Raw genomic sequence first — 20660 nt, forward strand, 5'->3', positions numbered from 1 at the left:
GCTCTCAGGCGGGGATGTCGCGCCGCCGGAACCCCATCGCCGCAAGGACCCCGAGCACTGCCGCGACCAGCGTCAGACCGGCCAAGGACCCGACGTCGACCGCCTCCGCCGGCACCGCCGGCACCCAGCCGAACGGTGACAGCCGCAGCGCCCGGTCCGGTAGCCCCAGTAGCGGGCCGAACACGCCTGCCAGGACGGCGTAGACCAGCAACGCCCAGGCGAGCCCGGCCAGTCGCGGCGCCAGCCCGAGCAGGAGGGCCGTGAAGCCGGTCGACACGAGGACCGCCGGCAGGTGCACCAGCGCCGCGCCGAGGCCGCGACCGACCGAGGTGACGTCCCCGGCCACCACGGCCGACGCCAGGCCGCTGCCGAGACCGGCCGCGGCCAGCAGCAGCGCCGCCGCGCCTCCGGTGACCGCCAGCACCGACGCGAGGAGGCGTCGCCGGTCCAGGGGGGCGGACAGCAGCAGCTCCGCCCGGCCGGCCGTCTCCTCGCTCCTCAGCCGCAGCACCGACGCCACCGCGAATCCCGCGGTGAGCAGGCCGAAGTAGGAGGCCGTTGCCGCGGCGAAGGAGTCCGCCAGGGACGCCCCGTCCTCGACGGTGAACGCCTCGGCCAGCCGCGGGTTGCCGGCGACCATCTGCGTCGCGGAGTCGTGGAGGGAGCCGAAGACGACACCGGCGAGCAGCAGCGCGAGGACCCACCCGGCGATCGCCCCCCGTTGCAGGCGGACGAGCAGCGGCGCGACACCCGAGAGCAGCGGCGATGCGGCCGCACGACCGCGCCGAGGAGGAAGCAGACCTGCGCCGACGTCCCGCCGTCCGGAGAGCCTGACGGCGACCAGCGCCAGGAGCGCCGCCACGACGGCGGAGAGCAGCAGTGGCGGCCAGCGCAGGTCGACGAAGGCGCGGGTCTGCTGCGCCCAGGCGATGGGCGAGAACCAGGAGAGGGCACTCCCGCCGTCCTGTACCAGGTCACCCACACCACGGATCGACGCCGCGGCCCCCAGGACGGCGAACGCCGCACCCGCCGCCGTCCGTGCGTGTCCGACGAGCTGCGCGCTGACCGCGGCGACACCGGCGAAGACCAGGCCGGTCAGTGCGCACCCCGTCGCCAGCGCCACGGAGTCGAGCGCGGTCAGCCCCGAGCCGATCAACCCCGCGGCGACGATCACGGCGACGGCCAGGTCGGCCAGCCCGGCCATCAGCAGCGCGGTGTGCAGCGGTGCCCGGCGCGCGACGGCGCCGGCCAGGATCAGGTCGGCCCTGCCGCTCTCCTCCTCGGCCCGCGTGTGCCGGACCACCAGTTGGATGGACATGACCGCCACGGCGATCGTGATCGAGAGGCTCAGCTCGTTCGCGATCATGGCGCCGAGCGTGTAACCGTCGGGGATGCCGTAGCCCGGCCCGCTGAGCAGGATGCCGGCCGGGGTGTCGACGACCGCGGCACGCGCCTGCCGGTCCGCGGCGGTGGGGTACACGCTGCCGAGGGCGACCGTCGAGTACACGCTCACGCCGCCGAGGGCGAGCACCCAGATCAGCAGCCGGCGGCGGTCGCGACGAAGGGTCGCCACCAGCAGGGCGCCGACGCCGGCGTACGAGGGCGCGGCCGGCCCGGGGGCGTCGATCAGCGTCCGGGTGCTCATCGGATCCCCACCGACTCGGGAGGGGCGAGCTCGTCGCCGTAGTGCTGCAGGAACAGCTGCTCCAGGGACGGCGGCGTGCACACCAGGCTCCGCACGTCGAGTCCGCTGAGGACGCCGGTGACCGCGGGGAGGGCGGCGTTCTCCACCTGGAAGGTCACCTCGTGTCCGTCGACCGACAGGTCGTGCACCCCGGGGAGCGCGGCCAGCGGAGCGGGGTCGCCGCCGGTCACCGCCGTGACGGTGCTCCGGGTCAGGTGGCGCAACTGGTCGAGGGTGCCGCTCTCGACCGTGCGCCCGCCACGGATGATCGTCACGGTGTCGCAGGCCTTCTCCACCTCCGCGAGGATGTGGCTCGACAGCAGCACCGCGCGCCCGGCGTCCTTCGCCTCGCGCAGGCACTCGATGAACACCGCCTCCATCAGCGGGTCCAGCCCGGAGGTCGGCTCGTCGAGCACCAGCAGCTCGACGTCGGCTGCGAGCGCGGCCACCAGCGCGACCTTCTGGCGGTTGCCCTTCGAGTAGCTCCGGGCCCGCTGCGTCGGATCGAGCTCGAAGCGCTCCAGCAGCTGCGTCGTGCGCCCACTGTCCGGACGGCCGCGGAGTCGGATCAGCAGGTCGATGACCTCACCGCCGGTGAGATCGGGCCACAGGGAGACGTCCCCGGGCACGTAGGCCAGCCTGCGGTGCAGCGCGACCGCATCCGTCCAGGGATCGCCGCCGAGCAGGCACACGGTGCCGGAGTCGGCACGGAGCAGCCCGAGCAGGATCCGCAACGTGGTCGACTTGCCGGCCCCGTTCGGGCCTAGGAAGCCGGCCACCTGGCCGGGTTCCACCGCGAGGTCGAGGCTGTCGACCGCACGGACGTCGCCGAAGTCCTTGATCAGGCCGCGGATCGCCACGGCCGGCCCCTCGGACATCACTCACTCCCAGGTGGTGGATCGTCGATCGCCAGGTAGGCGTCGAGGACGGTGGCATCGGTGAGCAGGCCCTCGGTGTAGAGCTCGAGGGCCGGCAGGGAGTTGGCACTCGCGTACGCGCGGAGGGTGGCGCGGTAGTCGCCGTCGACCGGCGGGTGCCGGCGGACGAAGGACAGGACCGCGCCCATCCCGATGTCGACCAGGAAGGCGGCACGCCGGGACGGGTCGCGACTGGGCCGTATCCGACCCGCGGCGACGGCGTCGGCGAGGTACCTCTCGGCGTCCCGGGTCATCCGCTCGAGGAGCGTGACTGCCAGGTCACCGCCGGCCAGCACCGCCTGGACCAGGTAACCGACCACGGGGGCGTACCGGTCGAGCTCGGCGAGGTGTCCGAGCAGGTCCCCCGGAGCCGACGCCGTGAACGCCTCGGTCTCGGCTTCGCGGATCAGCCGCAGGACGTGCTCGTCGCAGACGGCACGCAACCCGTCCTTCGAGCCGAAGTGGTGGATGACCAGTCCGGGGCTCACGCCGGCCTCGGCAGCGATCGCGCGCACCGGTGCAGCGAACCCGTCGGCACCGAACCGCCTGATGGCTGCGTCGCGGATGCGAGCCCGCGCCGTCAGGTCCGACACCGCCGCTGAACGCATGGTCGAGACTCTGAACGGTTGTTCAGTCGACCGCAAGAGGTTCGGCCCGTGGGTCGTGAGCCGTCCGTCGAGAAGCGCCGTCGACCACTCGAGGCTCGCCGCTGGAACGGCCGATCGCGGATCCCCAGGACGACGGAGACCGGCGCCCGTGGCTGCCGCTGCTCGGCCGTCCGGGAGATGCCCGGCCGGTGTGCGGGAGCCGGAGCCTGGACCACGACGGCGATGCCTGCGACGTGCGTCGGTCCGGGCGAGGACCCGGAGGGAGAGGGTGTCCGTGTCCGTGCAGGTCCCAGCAGTCATCCGATGTCGGCCGGAGGGGGTCGGCGCGTGCCCTGCCGACCACCGGAGCCGGCCTCAGCTGTTCCGGCTCGGCGGTCGGCGATGACGCGCCGAGGCTGGGCCGTGGCCGTGAGCGCGGCGTTGGTCCTCGCGGCGGCACTCGCCCTGCTCGGCCCCGCCGGCATCCCCGCATCGACGACGCCCCGCTCACCGACGTCGCCGATCGACGGCTTCGTCACCGCGTGGATGCGGGCCAATCGCGTTCCGGGCCTCTCCCTCGCGATCACGCACGGCGACGACGTCGTCCACCTGCGCGGCTACGGGCAGGCCGGCCAGGACCGTCCGGTCACGCCGGACACACCTTTCTTCCTGGCCTCCCTGAGCAAGTCGTTCACCGCCGTGTCGGTCCTGCAACTGGTGGAGGCGGGCCGGGTGGAGCTCGATGCCCCGGTCGAGCGCTACGTCCCCGGGTTCACGGTGGCCGACCGCGCTGCCGGGCGTCACATCACCGTGCGACACCTGCTCAACCACACCAGCGGGATGGCCGATGCCGGCTTCCCGGACGTGCGGTTGCCCCAACCCGAGAGCATCGAGGAAGCCGTCGCGGCGCTGCGCGACGCCCGGACGGTGAGCCGGCCGGGCACGCAGTTCCACTACTTCGAACGGAACTACGCGGTACTCGCCCGCCTCGTCGAAGCGGTCACCGGCAGGCCCTTCGGGGACCATCTGCGCGAACACGTCCTCGCACCGCTGGCGATGACGCACTCGACCGCCGTGGTCGGCTCGACGGAGGCACGGGGAGTCGCGCCGGACCTGGCGCAGGGACACGTCCTGGCCTTCGGCGTCCCCGTCCCCCGCGACGAGCTGGACGGGTACGTGGGCGGCTCGGCGGGCGTCCTCTCCACGGCCCGCGACATCGCCAACTGGCTGGTGGTGCAGCAGAACGACGGCAGGTTCGGTGGCCGCTCCCTGCTCGGTGCCCGCTGGCTCCGGTTGACCCACACGCCACCGCCCGGAGTGGCGGGTTCGTACGCGATGGGTTGGACGCTCGATCCGGGTCCGCCGGCGGTGCTGTCGCACACCGGCGTGCTCTCGACCTTCCACGCCGCACAGGTCCTGCTGCCCGACAGCGGGTACGCGTTCGCCGTGCTCGCGGGCACGAACCACGCACTGACGGGGTGGGCCGACCTCGAGCGCGGGCTCATCCGCCACCTCACCGCCGGGGAGGTCCCCGAGCCCGGCTTCGGCGTCGGCGACCTCGGCGTGCTGCTCGCCGCCCTGGTGATCCCGGTCGCCGCCGTCGGGCTGACGGGAGTACGGCGCTCCCCCGGCTGGGCCCGCCGGCACGGGAGGCGGCGCTGGCGGGCAGGCCTGGGCATCGGCTGGCCCCTGCTGCCGACGGTGCTGGCCCTGTCGACCTCCTCGCTCGTCGACCGGTTCTCCGGCCGGGTCTTCGGCTGGTACCGGTTGGTCCTCGCCATGCCCGACGTCATCGCGGTCCTGGGGGTGTCGGGGATGGCGGGGCTCGCCGTCGCCCTGTCCCGAGCCGTCGCTCTCACGCGAGTACGCCGGGCCACGTGACGACGCGTCGCGGGATCCGCGTTCCCCACCGGCGGCCCGCTCGTGCGGCACCCGGCCCGGCGATCCAGTGGGGCGTGGTGCGCGTGACGGAGGCCGTCGCCGGCGAGCCGGAGCCGCTCGCCCCGGGGACCCGCCGGTCGCCGCGCCGGGCACGCCGCTCCCCCGACCCCGACTTCCGCGAGGTGGGCGACTCCGGACGGCTCTGGAACCGCGGGCCCGCCGCCGACCCTCCGTGCGGTCCGGGGTAGGTGGCCGCCGGTGCACTGCTGCCGGCGGGGACGGCCCGTCCTCGGTACAGGTCACCGGGCATCGCGGGGACCGGCGGCCCGCCTGGTGCGGAACGCCTCGCGCAGCACGAGACCACAGCAGGCCAGCGCGCCGACGAGTCCCACCACCTCGACGGCGCTCCCCGCGAGCGTGAGGAGCGCCTCGTCGTCGGAGAGCTGGTCCCGCAGGTCGAGGGTGACGAGCGCGCCGATGCCGATGGAGAGCGCCGCCGCGGCGGCGCCGACCCGTGCCCACCGCTGCCGCACGAGGGGTCGTCATGGGGCTCCCTCCTCGAACAGGACATCGGTCCTCGGAACCCGACGCCGAGGCGACCGTTGCGCGTCGGCCGTCGAGCGGTTCCCCGGATGCGTCCCGGGGCGTGCCGACCGGCCGTACCGGTCCGCCTCGGCGTCGCACCGGAGCACGCCGGACGGTCTGCCGACCGACGTGGCAGGAGCGCGGGTGCTCGTCCTGTGCCGGGGGGCGGAGGGCGGACCCCAGACGGTTGCCATCTCCCCCGTTCGGCAGGTACTCGCGCCCTGCCGGGACCCCGAGCCTGGATCCGTGACAGAACCCTCCGGAGCGGCACCGGCGAAGACGCCTCCGTCCCAGGGCGTGCCCGGGCCATCCCCACGTGCCCTGGACCGCTGGCCGCAGTGGGTGGGCTGGGCAGCGGCCGGCTGGTCCGCCGCGTACGGCACGGTCGGGGTCTACTGGGCCGCCGGCGGCGGCGGCTTCCCCTTCGGGTCGGCGAACGACCCGCACGCCGCCGGGCAGTCGCTCCTCGCGCACGTGGGTCAGGCCTCGGCGGCCCCGGTGATCGCCGTCCTCGGTCTCCTCTCCGCGGCGCTGGCCGTCGTGATGGTCGCGCGCGGGGCGCGCCACGCCGGCTCCCCGGTCCTGGCAGGAACGGGCTGGCTGGCTGCCGTGGTGCTGACCCTGGTCGTTCCCGACGGCCGGCTGCTGATCGCGGCCGCGCACGTGCCGATCGTGCTGATCGGGGCACCCTTCGACTGGCCGCCCGGCGTCAGCGTGGCCAGCCAGCTGCCGTGGCCGGTGGTCAACCAGGTGATCCTGGTCACCGGCGGACTGCTGTGGGCCGCCGCCACGCTCGTCCACCAGCGCCGGGGGCGATCAGCGTGCGAGTCCTGCGGCCGCAGCGAGCGGACCGGGACGTGGGCGTCGGCGCAGTGCGCGGCCCGGTGGGGCCGGTGGGCGGCCTACCTGGCCGTCGCCGTCCCGCTCGTGTACGCGACGACGAGGTTCGCCTGGGCGCTGGGCATCCCGCTGGGCGTCACGCGCGATCTCCTCCGTGAGCAGTCGGCGGACTCCCCGGACATCTGGCTGGCCGGCGCCTTCATGGCCACCCTCGCCGTGGGCGGCGCGGTGCTCACGCTCGGCCTGGTCCAGCGGTGGGGCGAGGTCTACCCGCGGTGGATCCCGGGACTCCGGGGACGTGCGGTGCGGCCGCGGACGGCGATCCTGCCGGCCGCCCTGGTGACCGTCTTCGTCCTCAGCTCCGGGTTGAGCGGCCTGCGCGCGCTGGTGCTGGGCGACCTGCCCCCGGGAGCCGTCGGGGAGGACTGGGGCACCGCGGGTCCTGGCCTGCTCTGGCCGCTGTGGGGCGTCGCGCTGGGAGCTTCGACCTTCGCCTACCACCTGCGCCGACGGGGGCGCTGCCCTCACTGCGGCCGGCTGTGACGCCCGCCGTGGCCGACTACGGGACGGCGTGGCCGTGTGCCCACACCCAGGCGGCGATGCCGACCCGGTTCCGGGTGCCCAGCTTCTCCTGGATGTTGGCGACGTGGGTCTTCACGGTGCCAGGCGACACGAACAACTCCCGGGCGATCTCGGCGTTCGTCCTGCCGGTCGCCACGGCGCGCGCGACGTCCATCTCGCGGGGCGTGAGGCCGGTCGCCGTCGCACCCTCGGTGTCCGGTGACGAGACCGCCAGCCTCCGGAGCAGCCGGACGGTGATCTGCGGGCTGATCAGCGTGTCGCCGGCCATGGCCGCCCGGATCGCCTCGATCAGCAGGGTCGGGCCGGAGCGCTTGAGGAGGAAGCCGCACGCACCGTGTCGCAGCGCCTCGGCGACGTACTCGTCGAGGTCGAAGGTGGTCACCACGATGACCCGGATCGGGTCGGGCACCCCGGGCCCGGTGAGCCGCCGGGTGACCTCGAGGCCGTCCATGCGGGGCATGCGGACGTCCGCCAGGACGACGTCGGGGCGCAGTCGGCGGGCGAGCTCGACAGCCCGCTCACCGTCGGCCGCCTCACCCACGACCGCCATGTCCGGCTGGGCGTCGAGGATCAGCCGGAAGCCGCTGCGGATGTTCTCCTGGTCGTCGGCGATCAGGATCCGGGTCGGCGCCGCCACGACGTCATGCTGACGGACGGGGGCCGGGTAGCGGTAGCCGCGCCGTCAGCCGCCAGTTCCCCCGTTCGGGTCCGGCGGTGAGCTCGCCGCCCTGGTCCCGCACCAGCTGGGCCAGCTCGGCCAGACCGGCGCCACCGACGCCGGGGTCCCGGGCTGCCAGCACCTCGCCCCCCTGCGGCAGGTCGTTGACGATCGACACGGTCAGCGCGTCCCCCGCACCACCGTCGTCGATCCGCACCGAGACCTCGCGGGCGTGCGTGGCATGCCGCCGGACGTTCGTCAGACCCTCCACGACGATCCGGTAGGCGACGGCGCTGACCCGTGCCGGAAGCCCCTCGACCAGTCGGCGGTCCACCTGCGCGTCCACCGCCGGTCCGCCGCTGTCCGCGAACCGCGCGAGGAGCTGCGGCAACTCCGCCAGGCCGCCCCGCCCGACCGCTCCGTCGTCATCGGGGACGGCGCCGTCCGGTTCCGTGCGGAGCACCTGCAGCGCCTCGTCCATCGACGCCAGGGCCTGCTGACCCGCCTCCTCGATGCGCCGCAGTGCGTCGAGCGCCGCCTGCGGGTCCTCGGCCCCCACCAGTTGCGCGGCCTGTGCCTGGACGACGATGCCCGTCACGTCGTGGGCCACGAAGTCGTGCAGGTCCCGGGCCAGGTCCAGCCGCTGCGCGCGCCGGGCCTCCTGCACCGCCAGACGCCGTCGCCGGTCGGCCCGCCGTCCGTACCCGCCGGCGAGCGCGGCGACGACCGGCACGGGGGACCACGAGGAGAGGGCGCCGAGGAGGCCGAGCGGAGTGGACTCCGGGACGATCCGCAGGATCCAGGTCCCGACGGCCGCCGCCACCAGCACGCCGGCGGGGACCAGTGGCCGCAGCGGGAGCCAGCGGACGGCCAGGACCAGCACCAGCGCGAGGGCGGCCACCTCGACCAGCCCGAGGAGTGCCGCTGTCGGTGGGAACCGGTACGAGGTCAGGAAGCGCGCGGACGTGGTGGCGAGGGACACGGCGGACGCGAGCAGCGCCACCCCGGCCAGCCACGAACGCGAACGCGGCCAGCCGGACAGGACGGCGCTCGCGCCCCCGAGTGCCACCGCCAGCGGCACCGCGGGGATCAGCCCGGTCCAGGCGGACGTGGCCAGCGCCGCCAGGACGGCTGTCAGCGCCACGGCGATCACCCGGCCCGGCGGCCCCGACACGGTCGCAGACTAGGACCGCGCCGACCGGTGTCGTCGGGTCCCGGCCACGCCCGGCCGTGGGGGACGGCGTGCCCGCCGTGCTGACCTCGTCACGGCCGGCGGCAGCGGTCGGTCGCCGTCGCGTCCGTCGGCGGTGGTGGGCAACGGCCACCAGCGCCAGCAGCGGACCCCACGCCAGGAGCGGCGCGTACAGCCAGGCCAGGTGGTCGTCGGGCGGCTGCAGGCTCCGCTGCGCACCGGTGTCGACCAGGACCGGACCACGCTCGACGAGACCGAACAGCAGGTTCACCACCGCGTACACGGAGATCCCGGTGACGAGTGCCGCACCGACCGCAGCGGGGAGGACGGCGGCCCGCACCGGGATCGGCCGTCCTCCGATCCCCGGCACCCAGCGGGGCACGACCTCGCCCCATCGGTGGACCAGGCCGAGGGTCAGCAGCGCGGCGAGCACCGACAGTGCGCTCAGCAGCAGCGGGTACCAGCCCCCGTCCCCGATCGGCAGCTGGCCGGACACCACGAGCTGCACCCGCCAGATCGAGGACGGCAGCACGCACAGCGGCACGGCGTAGGCGGCGGCGACCACCCACGGTCGGGCCGGCCGCACAGGCACAGTGGCCATCGCGATCAGCGGCCGGTGATCTTCAGCGGGCGCCCGGCCGGCAGCACGGCGAGCTGGCGTGACTGGGCGACCAGGCGGCCGGCCCGGTCCCGGATCTCCACGTCCTCCTCGTGGTGGCCATCGATGACGTGGCGGGTGGCGACACGGGCGAGCAGCCACCCCGGCGTCGGCCGCGCCCGCAGGTGGACGGTCATCCGGAGGGTCGTCGAGGCGGGCGCGCCCAGCTCGAGCACCGCCGGAGGGGCGGCGTCGACCAGGAGGGCGAGTGCCACCGGGTCGGCGTCCCGCCCGTCCCGGAACCTCATCCACACGTCCATCGACGCGTTCCCCGTCGGTCGCCCCCTCCACCAGCCCGGCACCTCCGGGAACCGGTGGTGGATCCGATCGGTGATGCTCACCCCGGGCAGCCGGACGCCGGCCAGTGGCTCGGCACAGTCCTCGGGCGGGGACACGTCCGGCGCCGCCCCGCCGCCGGCTCCGGGTGCCACGCGCGCCTCCGGCCCGGCGAACGTGGCGACGGCGTGCACCACCTGCCGGTCGCCCTGGGACAGCGAGGCCTCCGCCGTCGTGAAGCGTCGCCCCACCCGCAGGGTCGTCCTGCACACTGCGGCCTCCCCTGGTCTCGCCGCTGCGAGGTAGGAGGCGGAGACGACCAGGGGGGTGCCGCCGGGCACCTCGACGGCCATCGCACGCAGGACCGGGGTGAGGAGGTAGCCGCCGTCGGGTCCGCCGCCGAGGGCGTTCCACCGGTCGGTGATCCGCGCCGCGAACCGGCCGGGACCGGTCGTGCTGACCGCGGTGTCGACGTCGAACTCCGAGGTCGCCGGACCGGGGGCGAACGGCGGGAGCGGTCGCGTGTCCACGTGACTCGTCATGACGACGAGCCTGCGCGGAGGACTCGCGCGGCGGCACGGGCCAGGAGGCAGAGATCTGCGGTCGGACGCGGGGCCGGATCCCTCCACCGGCAGAGGCCGTCCGCCCCCCCTCACCAGGAGGGGGGTGCCCTCGCCGCGCCGGAGTGGTCGGCGGACCCGGGCTACGCCGTGGCGCGTAGCGGCGGGTGCGCCGCGCGACGGTCGACCTCCGCCCGGTGCCCCGACAGACTGTCGACGCGTCCTCGGTCGGGTGGCGCGGGGGTGGGCGCCGGTCATCCGCCCGCGGGCAGCGCCAGGAGTCCACACTGGGCCCGCCACGATCTCCGGGCCGCCCCGCCTCCGCCCTCCCCGGCGCAGGCGAGGGCCGGTCGCGAGGAGGGACCGCACCGTGAGCGCCGCCGGTACGGCCGATGCACCTCCGTGGGTGCACCGGGTCCGCAGGCCGGCGTGGGTCGGCGACGCGGGGCTGGCGGTGGCGCTCGTGACGGTGGGTCTGGCCACCGCACCCGCCATCGACCGGGTGTCCGGGACCGACCGCGACGTGGATCTGCTGGCCCTGGCCCTCGTCGTGGGAGCCGGCGTCGCCACCGGCTGGCGCCGCCGGCGACCCGCCGCCTCCCTCGCCGGCTCGGTGGTGTGCACCGGCACGTACCTGGCACTGGGGTACCCCTTCGGCCCGGTGCTGGTCATGCTCGCCGTGGGCGTCTACTCCGTGGCTCGTCGTCTGCCCCTGGGCCAGGCCACGGGCTGGGCCGGCGCGGCGCTGGTCGCACTGGTCGGCCACGTGTTCTCCCACCCCTCCGGCCTCCCGGCCCTGGCGGCGCTGGTGCCGGCCGCCTCCTGGGTGGCCGTGCCCTACACCGCGGGCGTGGCCAGGCGACTGGTCCTCGAGGCCCGCGCTCAGCAGCTCGCGGAGCGCGAACGCCGACTGGTCGACGCCGAGCGACTCACCATCGCCTCCGAGGTCCACGACATCGTCGGCCACGGTCTCGCGGCCATCCAGATGCAGGCCGACATCGCCCTGCACCTGAGCGAGAAGCGGCCGGAGCAGGCGCACGAGGCCCTGGCGGCGATCAGCCGGGCCAGCGCTGAGGCGCTCGGAGAACTGCGGGCCACGTTGGGCGCGCTGACGCCCCGTGGTCGGCAGGAGACGGTGCGTCCGGCCCCGGGGCTCGACCGGCTCGCCGAGCTCCGCGATCGGGTGGAGGCCGCCGGGGTGCCGGTGGACCTCACCGTCACCGGCGTCGCCCGACGGCTGCCTGCCTCGGTGGACGTGGTCGCGTACCGCGTGCTGCAGGAGTCGCTGACCAACGTGGTCAAGCACGGAGCCGGCGCGCGGGCCGCGGTACGGGTGCACTACGGCGCCGACTCCGTGCGTCTGGAGACGCGCAACGACGACCTGCTGCCGCACGCCTCGGGCGAGGGGTTCGGCATCGCTGGGATGCGCCGCCGGGTGCAGCAGGTCGGCGGCACGTTCAGCGTCGGCCCGGAGGGCGATCCCCGCGTGTTCGTCGTCCGGGCGACGCTGCCCGCTCCCGGAGGCGGGCGCTGAGGGCCCGGCTGGCGAGCCCTGCGCGACGCGGCGCGCGGTACGTCGCCGGGCGTAGGGACAGATGCGTCCGGCGCCCGATGGCGGAGCCTCGGTGGGACCCCACGATCGTGGCCATGGACGCCACCGTCTCCGCACGGGTCGGCGGGGACCGCAGGCTCAGGCGGTCCCGCCGTCCACCCGGCTGGCCGTTCCCGCGGCGCGGTTCACGACGTCCGGTCGCCGGGGTCTCCCCCGGCGCACCTGTACAGCCCATCTCGGTCCGAGGAGGGATCGATGACCACCACTGCAGGTGCCGAACGCGTGCGCCGGCTTCCGACGCACGACCGCGCGGCGACTCCGAGACCCGCCCCACCACCATGGCGGCTGGGAGCCCGGCCCCGGAAGGCCCTCCTGCTGGTCCACGTCTGCGCCGCCGGATCCTGGCTCGGCTTCGCCGTCGTCCTCGGCCTCCTGGTGCTGGCCGCGACGACCGCCGAGGACCCGACCGTTCCCGCCGCCGCCCTGGTCAGCATCGCGACGTTCGCCACGTGGCCGCTGCTCGTCCTGGGCCTCCTGACCCTGGCCAGCGGGGTCCTGCTCGGGACCGGCACCAAGTACGGGCTCCTGCGCTACTGGTGGGTGGCCGTCAAGCTGGTGCTCAACGTCCTCCTCGTGACGCTCGTCGTCCTGCTGCTGGGACCGGAGGTCACCCGGCTGGCGGCCGACGCCCGCGGCACACTGGACGGGGGCGGGTCCTTGCCGGTCTTCTCCGACCTCGTGTTCCCGCCGACGGTGTCGACCACCGCGCTGCTGGTGGCGATGGTCCTGTCGGTGTTCAAGCCCTGGGGACGCATCCGCCGTGGTCGGTGGGACAGCGGTCGGCCCCGGGAGAGCACCGTCCGGGTGATCGAGGAGGCGTGAGGTGATCGGCGTCCTGATCGTCGACGACCAGGACCTGGTCCGCCTCGGGCTGCGCGCGCTGCTGGACAACGAGGACGGGTTCGCCGTCGTCGGCGAGGCCGCCGACGGGCTGGCCGCCGTCACCGAAGCCGCTCGCACCCACCCCGACGTCGTGCTGATGGACATCCGGATGCCCGGCATCACCGGGCTGGAGGCCACCCGCCGCATCGCCGCTCGACCCGACCTGTCGGACGTCCGGGTGATCGTGCTGACCACCTTCGAGCACGACCAGTACGTCTTCGACGCGCTGCGGGGCGGGGCCAGTGGGTTCCTGCTCAAGGACACCGCACCGGCGCAGCTGCTCGAGGCCATCCGCACGGTCGCCGACGGCGGCGCGCTTCTCGCGCCCTCCGTCACCCGCACGCTGATCCGCGAGTTCGTCAGCCACTCGCCGCGCCCACTGACCCCCCACCCCCGGATCGACCAGCTCACCGAACGCGAGACGGAGGTCGTCGCCCTCGTCGCCGAAGGACTCACGAACCACGAGATCGCCGACCGGTTGGTGATCAGCCCCGCCACCGCCCGCACGCACGTCAGCCACGCCATGGTCAAGCTCGGCGCCCGGGACCGCGCCCAGCTGGTCGTCTTCGCCTACCAGTCGGGCCTGGCCTGACGCCGACGCCACCCTGCCGGTCCTCGGTGGCGTCGGCATGGCCCGAGGACCGGGGGTCGAGGCCGAAGGACTGGGCCCTGCGGCCCGGCCGGCCCGGGCATGCTCACCTCTTCGTCGGGTGCACCTGGCGGTCGCGGCCGACCTCCGGGTGACCGGGGAGCACTCGCTCCAAGGGCAGAAGCGGACCCCTCCGAACCCCACGGATCTGCCGGATGACGGATACCCGTGCTCCTGGCCTGCGTCGAGACTCGACGCAGGCCAGGAACGGCCCGTCGGCTCACCCGATGTGCGTGGGACCGGTGGGGCGGTCGCGTCACCGTGGCCGGACCGGTCTCCAGCGGCCGTGCCCGACGAACAGCAGAGGCCACGCCAGACCCTCGATCGGGGTGAGTGATCATGTCGCGCAGCAGGTCGGACCAGGTCCGGCTCGTCGAGCTGGCACGCCGGGAGCACGGGGCAGTCGAGGTCGCGCTGCTGTGGGATCGAGACACCTCCCACGGCAACCGTCGTCGTGTGGAACTGGACCTCCGGCGCCTGCCTCTCGTTGGACGTCGATGCCGAGCAGGCCCGGTACGCCTTCACGCATCCGTACGCGTATGCCGCGGCACGAGGAGTTCCTGAACGCGAGGTGCTACGGGCCGCCTGAGCCCGCGACCCGCTGTCCGGCCCATCGTCGCGAGCCGGCCACCCGGCGCGGGTGACACGCCTGGGACCGTCACCCCGGAAGACCCACCACATCGCACGAGCTGAGGAGTCAGCCATGAGCAGGTACGACCCGTTGGAGGGCGTCGTGCACGTCCACGTGGCCCGCGAGGACGACCCCTACGCCGTCCCCGTGATGAGCACCGGTCGACGGGCTCGACTCCCCTCCGGATACGCCAACAGGTCCCATCGCACCTGCCTGAGGGGACGGCCCGGCCGAACGCGCGACCGCGCGTGAGAGCGGCGCACGGCTGTGACGAGCCATCGTGGGAGCCACGCGCGGCGCGCTGGTCCTCGGGCCGTCCAGCCGCTTCCCGGCCCACATCGAGCGCCGGCGCGGCCACGGGCCCGGGGTTCGACGCCACCGTGGTCGTGTCGACCCGACGGCATCACCGCCGCGCCACGCGGCTGAACCGCGCTCTACGTCGCGCTGACCCGGTGCACCCAGGAAACGGCACTGATCACGCCGGACGGGCGGGCGACGTGACCACCGACGAGCGGGGCGTTGAGCCGATCGACCCACCGGAGTAGAGATCGGGCACCCGTCACTCCGGGAGGCTGCCGTGAACCGCACACACCGTCTGCTCCGTTCCGCGATCGCTGCTGCCGCAACCACCGCGGCCGGCCTGCTGCTCAGGTCCATGGTCAGGGCCGTCGGTGCTCCCGAGGACGGAACCGGACAGGCGCTCGATGCGGTGGCCGGGAACCGGGGACGGGCGGCGGATCCCCCGTCCACCGGTGTCACGGCCGGATGAGTCCGCCGCGGCCGGAGGGCCATGCGCATCCGCAGGTCCAGCGACTCGTGGCCGGCGAAGCAGGCGTACCCGCCGCCCTCGGCGATCGGACCGGTGCGGTCCACGTGGTGGTCACACCTCGGCCTCCACCGACCCGGGCAGCACGCGGCCGGCCGTACCGACGCCGGACCACCGCTGCACCTCGGCTGCCACGTCCAGCCGGTCCACCGGGGCGGCGTTCTGGTACTCGCCCCACGCCTCACGCGGCAGCATCCACATGACCTCGAACTCGTTGCCGTCCGGGTCGATGCCGTAGACGCTCTTCGTCGCGCCGTGGCTGGACTCGCCGGTGAAGGCGCCCATCTGCACGAGCGTCTGCCGGGCGTCCTCCAGTTCGTCGATGGTGTCCACCTGCCAGGCCAGGTGGTACAGCCCCACCGTGCCGCGGGCCCGCGGCGCGGCACCGGCGCCGATGCCGAACAGCCCCAGGTCGTGGTGGTTGCCCGAGCGAGGCAAGCGGAGGAAGGCAGCGTCGGCCCGGGGCTCACGTGCCGCCACCTCCATGCCGAAGGCGCCGGTCCAGAAGCACAGCGCCCGCTCGAGGTCGCTGACGAACAGGACGGCGTGGTTGAGCCGGACGGCGGCGATGGTCATGACGTCTCCTCGAGAGGTGCGTGCGTGGGTTCAGGCGGTGGGGCCGACCAGCTGGAAGGCGCTCTGCCAGGACCAGCCCTTGGTCGCGTTCAGGGTGATGTTGAGGAAGGCGATCTCCTCCAGCGAGCGAGCCAGCCGCAGGCCGCCGACGTCGATCGGGGCGAAGCCCAGTGAGGTGGCCAGCTCGGCGACGCGGGCCTTGGCGTCGGAGTCGTTCCCGGCCAGGAGCACCTGCAGGGGCGTCCCGTTCTCGGTGGGAGCGGCGTAGCGGCTGGCGAAGACGGTGTTGAAGGCCTTGACGACGGGCACGGCGCCGGCCGCCTGCTGCACGGCCTCCGCGCCGGAGGTCCCGGTGATGGCCAGGTCGCTGTAGGCCTCGTTCAGCGGGTTCGTGGCGTCCACGACGACGGCGCCGCCCAGGGTCGGGGCCAGCTCTGCAGCCACGGCAGGCGCGTCGACGCCGGGGACGGCGAGGACGACGACCTGCGCCCCCTCGACGGCGACGGTGTTGCCCTCGGCCGCGCGGGCGCCGGTCGCCTCCGCCGTGGCCCTCGCCCTGTCCGGGTGCGCCGCGCTGAGCACGACGTCGTGGCCCGCTGCCACGGCCGCACCCGCCATACCGCCGCCGACGTTGCCCGCTCCGATGATCGCGATGCGCATGTCACCCTCCTGAAGTGGTTGACGGCTCAGATGTTGAGTGTGAAGAAGACCCTATGGCGTATTACTTGAACTGTCAACTACTGACACGCTAGATTCATCATGTGCTCTTGATCTCCAGCCGCGACGACGCCCTCATCACGACCTTCGGCCGACTACTGGAGGCCCGGAGCCGCCTCGAGCGGCGGCTCGGTGCCGACCTGGAGGCCCGCTGCGACCTCCCGCATGCGTGGTTCGAGGTGCTGGTGCGGTTGGGGCGATCCGAGGCGGGCCGACTTACGATGGGCAGCCTCGCCGAGGAGGTCAGCCTCACGACGGGGGGTGTGACCCGGTTGGTCGACCGCATGGAGGCCGCCGGCTACGTCGAGCGGGTGCCGTGTCCCACCGACCGGCGGGTCTCCTACGCCAGCCTGACCGACACCGGACGGGCGAAGCTGCAGGAGGCGGCACAGGTCCACGCGGCCAACCTGCGCTCGGTGTTCGCTGGCTTCAGCGACGAGGACCGCGGCACGCTCGACGCCCTCCTCGACCGGCTCCGCGCCGTGCGGGAACCCGGTCTCGCCGCCGGTCGCTGACGACCGTCACGGCGGCACCCGCCGCCGGAGTCGCCCGCACCGCCGACTCCACGACTCATCGCCGGGAACGAGGCCGAGGGCGGCCCCGCCCGGGTCGCCGAGGTGCCTGGTGGCGATCACCACGGTGGTCCCACGCCCTCGGTAGGTCGGACCTCACCGTGCCGTCGTTCCCGGACGCACGGCGGCGAGCAGGTGGAACGAGCCGCTGACCACGACCGGCAGCCCGGCCTCGGCTCCCCCCGCGGCACGGGCCACCGCGCACTGTGGGTCCTCCTCCACCACGGCCTCGACCCCGCACTGCCGTGCCGCGATCGCGATCTGCTCGGCGGGGACGGACGTGCCGGCGAGGTGGTCGCCGTCGCCGGTGACGAACTGCGTGGCGACCACCAGGCATGCCGTGGGGACGATGACCCGCACGACGGCCTCGAGGTCCTTGTCCTGCTTGACGGCGAGGACCCACGGGAACCGGGCACCGGGATGGACCTCCCGCAGGGTTGCCACCAACGCCGCGAGCTTCATCGGGTTGTGTGCTCCGTCGAGGACCACGGTCCGGCGGCCGATCACACGGCGTTCGAAGCGACCGGGCAGCGTGGCGCTCCGCGCGCCCAGCCAGATGGCGTCAGGATCGAGGGACCATCCGTCCCGCGCGGCGATCGCCTCGACGGCACGCAGCGCGAGGTGGGCGTTGCCGGCCTGGTGCTGCCCGGTCAGTCCCAGGGACAGGGACGGTTGGCCCCGTAGCTGCGGTTCCGTGCCGCCCGGCCTCGTCCAGGCCCGCACCGCCGGGGGGCCCAGATCCACCCACCGGAGATCGCAGCCCCGGCGGGCGGCCTCTGTGCTCAGCACGTCCTCCACCTCGGCACTGCGTTGGCGAGCCGCGACCGCACGACCGCCGACGGGCAGGATGCCGGCCTTCTGCGCCGCGATCTCGCGGAGCGTGGCGCCGAGCACGTCCTGGTGGTCCAGGCCGATCGGGGTGATCACCCCGAGCTTGTCGGCCCGGGAGATCGTGTTGGTGGAGTCGAACAGCCCTCCGAGCCCCGTCTCGACGACCCCGTAGTCGACCTGATCGGCGAACAGGTCGAAGGCGATGGCATTGGTGGTCTCGAAGAAGGACGGCCGACCGTGCCCGGCCTGGTCCACCGCCTCCACGGCCGGCCGGATCCGGGCCAGCGCTGCGTCGACGAGCTCGGCCGGCGCCGGCTCTCCGTCGATCTGGAACCGCTCGAGGAGGCTGTAGACGTGCGGTGACAGATGGGTACCGACGCGGAATCCGTGCGCCCGGAGCAGGCTCGCCACGAAGGTGCTCACCGACCCCTTCCCCGCGGTGCCGGCCACGTGCACGGCGCGGAAGCGGTCCTGGGGCTCCCCCAGCGCCCCGAACAGGGCCCTCGCGCGGGCGAGCCCCGCGCCGGCCGGACCCCGCTGCGGCCCGAGCTCCTCGTACAGGTGGCGGTGGACCCGGTGGAGCGCGGCCCGCGACGAGGGCGCACCGTCAGGGGACAGCAGGCCCGCCGTCCTGCTCGACATCAGACCCCCGGTAGCCGGTTCACCGGAAGACGACGGTGCTGTGACCGTTGAGGAGCACCCGCCGCTCGCAGTGCCAGCGCACGGCCCGCGACAGCGCCAGCGCCTCGGCGTCCTGACCGACGGTGGCCAGCGCGCGAGGATCGAAGGTGTGGTCGATGCGGATGACCTCCTGCTCGATGATCGGGCCCTCGTCCAGGTCGGGCGTCACGTAGTGCGCCGTCGCACCGACCAGCTTCACACCGCGGTCGAAGGCCTGGTGGTAGGGCTTGGCGCCCTTGAAGCCCGGCAGGAAGGAGTGGTGGATGTTGATCGCCCGGCCGCGCAGAGCTGCGCAGGCCTCGTCGGAGAGCACCTGCATGTACCGCGCCAGCACGACCAGGTCGGCCCGGTGCTCGTCGACCAGCTCGAGCAACCGCTCCTCGGCCTGCCGCTTGGTGGTCGGCGTCACGGGCACGTGGACGAACGGCAAGCCGGCGGCCTCAGCCATCGGGCGCAGGTCCTCGTGGTTGGAGACCACGGCGACGAGCTCGGCGCCGAGGCTGCCGGCGCGCCAGCGGAAGACCAGGTCGTTCAGGCAGTGGCCGAGCTTGGACACCATGACGACCACCCGCGGCGGCTGGTCGCCGGTCAGCTGGTAGGTCATGCCGAACTCGTCGGCCACCGCACCGAACTCCGCCGACAGGCGGGTGGCGTCGGTGTCCTGCGAGCAGACGAACTCGGTCCGCAGGAACAGCTGCCCGCGGACGGCGTCGTCGAACTGCTGGTGCTCGACGATGTCGCAGCCGTGCTCGAACAGGAACGAGCTGACCGCGTGCACGATGCCCGGGCGCTCCGGGCAGCTGAGCGTGAGGGTGTACGGGTGGGACACGGGTGCCTCCTCAGCACTCGACGATGTTGAGCGCCAGCCCGCCACGAGCGGTCTCCTTGTACTTGTCCTTCATGTCCGCACCCGTCTCGCGCATGGTCTTGATGGCCTTGTCCAGCGGGACGTGGTGCCGGCCGTCGCCGCGCACGGCCATGCGAGCCGCGGTGATGGCCTTGACCGACCCGACGGCGTTGCGCTCGATGCAGGGGATCTGCACCAGCCCGCCGACCGGGTCACAGGTGAGGCCGAGGTTGTGCTCGATGCCGATCTCGGCAGCGTTCTCCACCTGCTCCGGGCTGCCGCCCAGGACCTCGGCGAGACCGGCGGCGGCCATCGAGCAGGCCGACCCGACCTCGCCCTGGCAGCCCACCTCGGCACCGGAGATCGAGGCGTTCTCCTTGAACAGCAGCCCGATCGCGGCCGCGGTGAGCAGGAACCGGACGACGCCGTCGTCGGAGTAGGAGTCGATGAAGTCGCGGTAGTAGTGCAGGACGGCCGGCACGATGCCGGCGGCACCGTTGGTCGGCGCGGTGACCACCCGCCCGCCGGCCGCGTTCTCCTCGTTGACCGCCAGGGCGTAGAGGGTCACCCAGTCCATCGCGCGGAGCGGGTCGGTCTCGTCGCGCTGGCCCTCCAGCTGGGCGTGCAAGGCGGCCGCCCGCCGACGGACCTTGAGCCCACCGGGCAGGACGCCGGTGGTCCGGCTGCCGCGCTGTACGCACTCCTGCATCACCGACCAGACGTGCAGCAGACCGGCGCGGACCTCGGCCTCGGTCCGCCAGGAGAGCTCGTTGGCCAGCATCACGTCGCTGATCCGCAGCCCGGTGTCCCGGGTGCGGGCCAGCAGCTCCTCGCCGCTGTGGAACGGGTACCGGACGGGCGTGCGGTCCTCGGTGATGACCGGGTTGCCGGCCTCGTCCTCGTCCAGGACGAAGCCACCGCCCACCGAGTAGTACTCGCGGCGGCGGAGCTCCTCCCCCGCGGGGTCGACGGCGAGGAAGAGCATCCCGTTGCTGTGGAAGTCCAGCCGCTTGCGCCGGTGCAGCACGACGTCGTCGTCCACCGAGAACGCGATCGGGTGCTCGCCGGCCAGCCGGAGCTCGCCCTCGCGGCGGATGGTCTCGACCCGCGGCTCGGCCGCGAGCGGGTCGACGAGGTCCGGTTGCTCCCCCTCCAGACCCAGGACGACGGCCTTGACGCTGCCGTGCCCGTGCCCGGTGGCGCCGAGCGAGCCGAACAGCTCGCACCGCACGCCGGCCACCTGCCCGAGCAGCCCCTCCTCACGCAGGCGCGAGACGAAGGCGCAGGCAGCTCGCATGGGACCAACGGTGTGCGAGCTGGACGGACCGATGCCCACCTTGAACAGGTCGAAGGCGCTGATGGACACCCGTGTCTCCCACTCCACCGCTGTGTGACGAGTGCACCGACCGCGAAGCT

The 20660-nt window shown here is 74.0% G+C and carries 18 protein-coding genes; 6 read left to right on the forward strand and 12 right to left on the reverse strand.

The features are described from left to right. Positions 1 to 4 precede the first annotated feature (4 nt). The 3 genes from ABQ292_RS14485 to ABQ292_RS14495 are packed head-to-tail and all read right to left on the reverse strand — an operon-like array spanning position 5 to position 3509. On the reverse strand, positions 5 to 1645 hold the full coding sequence (locus ABQ292_RS14485) for an ABC transporter permease (protein ID WP_369207528.1): 1641 nt from the start codon (positions 1643 to 1645) through the stop codon (positions 5 to 7). Next, complete coding sequence (locus tag ABQ292_RS14490) at positions 1642 to 2562, reverse strand: ABC transporter ATP-binding protein (protein WP_369207530.1); 921 nt, start codon at positions 2560 to 2562, stop codon at positions 1642 to 1644. The genes ABQ292_RS14485 and ABQ292_RS14490 overlap by 4 nt, the downstream gene beginning before the upstream one ends. Beyond that, positions 2562 to 3509: a TetR/AcrR family transcriptional regulator gene (locus ABQ292_RS14495; protein ID WP_369207532.1), complete on the reverse strand. Its 948-nt coding sequence runs from the start codon at positions 3507 to 3509 to the stop codon at positions 2562 to 2564. Before ABQ292_RS14495 ends, ABQ292_RS14490 begins: the two co-directional genes overlap by 1 nt. Before the next feature lie 108 nt (positions 3510 to 3617). On the opposite strand from ABQ292_RS14495, the gene ABQ292_RS14500 reads away from it, so the two are divergent. Further along, positions 3618 to 5069, forward strand: coding sequence for a serine hydrolase domain-containing protein (locus tag ABQ292_RS14500; protein ID WP_369207534.1), 1452 nt, complete (start codon positions 3618 to 3620; stop codon positions 5067 to 5069). Between the two features lie 299 nt (positions 5070 to 5368). Here the strand turns inward: ABQ292_RS14500 and ABQ292_RS14505 are convergent, their stop codons facing one another. Further along, the gene (locus tag ABQ292_RS14505; protein WP_369207536.1) at positions 5369 to 5602 is read right to left on the reverse strand and encodes a hypothetical protein; all 234 of its coding nucleotides are present in this window, start codon (positions 5600 to 5602) and stop codon (positions 5369 to 5371) included. 298 nt (positions 5603 to 5900) lie between these two features. Between ABQ292_RS14505 and ABQ292_RS14510 the strand changes: the two genes are divergently transcribed. Further along, positions 5901 to 7037, forward strand: coding sequence for a hypothetical protein (locus tag ABQ292_RS14510; RefSeq protein ID WP_369207538.1), 1137 nt, complete (start codon positions 5901 to 5903; stop codon positions 7035 to 7037). Positions 7038 to 7053: 16 nt separating this feature from the next. On the opposite strand, the gene ABQ292_RS14515 is transcribed toward ABQ292_RS14510, so the two are convergent. The 3 genes from ABQ292_RS14515 to ABQ292_RS14525 form a co-directional block, all read right to left on the reverse strand. Then, entirely contained in the window at positions 7054 to 7713 is a 660-nt protein-coding gene (locus ABQ292_RS14515) for a response regulator (protein WP_369207540.1), read from the reverse strand. A 4-nt stretch (positions 7714 to 7717) separates the two neighbouring features. Next, positions 7718 to 8908 carry a sensor histidine kinase gene (locus ABQ292_RS14520; RefSeq protein ID WP_369207542.1) on the reverse strand — a complete coding sequence of 397 codons (1191 nt, stop codon included), beginning with the start codon at positions 8906 to 8908 and terminating at the stop codon, positions 7718 to 7720. Between the two features lie 624 nt (positions 8909 to 9532). After that, positions 9533 to 10402: a thioesterase family protein gene (locus tag ABQ292_RS14525; protein ID WP_369207544.1), complete on the reverse strand. Its 870-nt coding sequence runs from the start codon at positions 10400 to 10402 to the stop codon at positions 9533 to 9535. Between the two features lie 388 nt (positions 10403 to 10790). On the opposite strand from ABQ292_RS14525, the gene ABQ292_RS14530 reads away from it, so the two are divergent. The 3 genes from ABQ292_RS14530 (at position 10791) to ABQ292_RS14540 (ending at position 13506) form a co-directional block, all read left to right on the forward strand. Further along, positions 10791 to 11954, forward strand: coding sequence for a sensor histidine kinase (locus ABQ292_RS14530; RefSeq protein WP_369207546.1), 1164 nt, complete (start codon positions 10791 to 10793; stop codon positions 11952 to 11954). A 273-nt stretch (positions 11955 to 12227) separates the two neighbouring features. Beyond that, a complete protein-coding gene (locus ABQ292_RS14535) occupies positions 12228 to 12854 on the forward strand; it encodes a hypothetical protein (protein ID WP_369207548.1) in 627 nt (208 codons plus the stop codon). A gap of 1 nt (position 12855) precedes the next feature. Beyond that, positions 12856 to 13506 carry a response regulator gene (locus tag ABQ292_RS14540; protein ID WP_369207550.1) on the forward strand — a complete coding sequence of 217 codons (651 nt, stop codon included), beginning with the start codon at positions 12856 to 12858 and terminating at the stop codon, positions 13504 to 13506. 1568 nt (positions 13507 to 15074) lie between these two features. On the opposite strand, the gene ABQ292_RS14545 is transcribed toward ABQ292_RS14540, so the two are convergent. Both ABQ292_RS14545 and ABQ292_RS14550 read right to left on the reverse strand, forming a co-directional pair. Continuing rightward, positions 15075 to 15596, reverse strand: coding sequence for a VOC family protein (locus ABQ292_RS14545; protein ID WP_369207552.1), 522 nt, complete (start codon positions 15594 to 15596; stop codon positions 15075 to 15077). Between the two features lie 30 nt (positions 15597 to 15626). Next, the gene (locus ABQ292_RS14550) at positions 15627 to 16286 is read right to left on the reverse strand and encodes an NADPH-dependent F420 reductase (protein ID WP_438940592.1); all 660 of its coding nucleotides are present in this window, start codon (positions 16284 to 16286) and stop codon (positions 15627 to 15629) included. A gap of 77 nt (positions 16287 to 16363) precedes the next feature. Between ABQ292_RS14550 and ABQ292_RS14555 the strand changes: the two genes are divergently transcribed. Continuing rightward, the gene (locus tag ABQ292_RS14555) at positions 16364 to 16828 is read left to right on the forward strand and encodes a MarR family winged helix-turn-helix transcriptional regulator (RefSeq protein WP_369207556.1); all 465 of its coding nucleotides are present in this window, start codon (positions 16364 to 16366) and stop codon (positions 16826 to 16828) included. 153 nt (positions 16829 to 16981) lie between these two features. On the opposite strand, the gene ABQ292_RS14560 is transcribed toward ABQ292_RS14555, so the two are convergent. The 3 genes from ABQ292_RS14560 to ABQ292_RS14570 are packed head-to-tail and all read right to left on the reverse strand — an operon-like array spanning position 16982 to position 20610. Continuing rightward, on the reverse strand, positions 16982 to 18358 hold the full coding sequence (locus ABQ292_RS14560) for a bifunctional folylpolyglutamate synthase/dihydrofolate synthase (RefSeq protein ID WP_369207558.1): 1377 nt from the start codon (positions 18356 to 18358) through the stop codon (positions 16982 to 16984). Between the two features lie 19 nt (positions 18359 to 18377). Continuing rightward, on the reverse strand, positions 18378 to 19226 hold the full coding sequence (gene purU, locus ABQ292_RS14565) for a formyltetrahydrofolate deformylase (protein ID WP_369207560.1): 849 nt from the start codon (positions 19224 to 19226) through the stop codon (positions 18378 to 18380). A 10-nt stretch (positions 19227 to 19236) separates the two neighbouring features. Continuing rightward, complete coding sequence (locus ABQ292_RS14570; RefSeq protein WP_369207562.1) at positions 19237 to 20610, reverse strand: L-serine ammonia-lyase; 1374 nt, start codon at positions 20608 to 20610, stop codon at positions 19237 to 19239. Between the last annotated feature and the right edge of the window lie 50 nt (positions 20611 to 20660).

The organism is Geodermatophilus maliterrae (genome assembly GCF_041018925.1).
Lineage (GTDB): Bacteria > Actinomycetota > Actinomycetes > Mycobacteriales > Geodermatophilaceae > Geodermatophilus > Geodermatophilus maliterrae.

Coding starts and splice junctions, on each gene's coding strand:
- ABQ292_RS14490 (WP_369207530.1), bottom strand. CDS start 2,562: ATGTCCGAGGGGCCGGCCGTGGCGATCCGCGGCCTGATCAAGGACTTC.
- ABQ292_RS14525 (WP_369207544.1), bottom strand. CDS start 10,402: ATGACGAGTCACGTGGACACGCGACCGCTCCCGCCGTTCGCCCCCGGT.
- ABQ292_RS14485 (WP_369207528.1), bottom strand. CDS start 1,645: ATGAGCACCCGGACGCTGATCGACGCCCCCGGGCCGGCCGCGCCCTCG.
- ABQ292_RS14545 (WP_369207552.1), bottom strand. CDS start 15,596: ATGACCATCGCCGCCGTCCGGCTCAACCACGCCGTCCTGTTCGTCAGC.
- ABQ292_RS14560 (WP_369207558.1), bottom strand. CDS start 18,358: ATGTCGAGCAGGACGGCGGGCCTGCTGTCCCCTGACGGTGCGCCCTCG.
- ABQ292_RS14535 (WP_369207548.1), top strand. CDS start 12,228: ATGACCACCACTGCAGGTGCCGAACGCGTGCGCCGGCTTCCGACGCAC.
- ABQ292_RS14495 (WP_369207532.1), bottom strand. CDS start 3,509: ATGACTGCTGGGACCTGCACGGACACGGACACCCTCTCCCTCCGGGTC.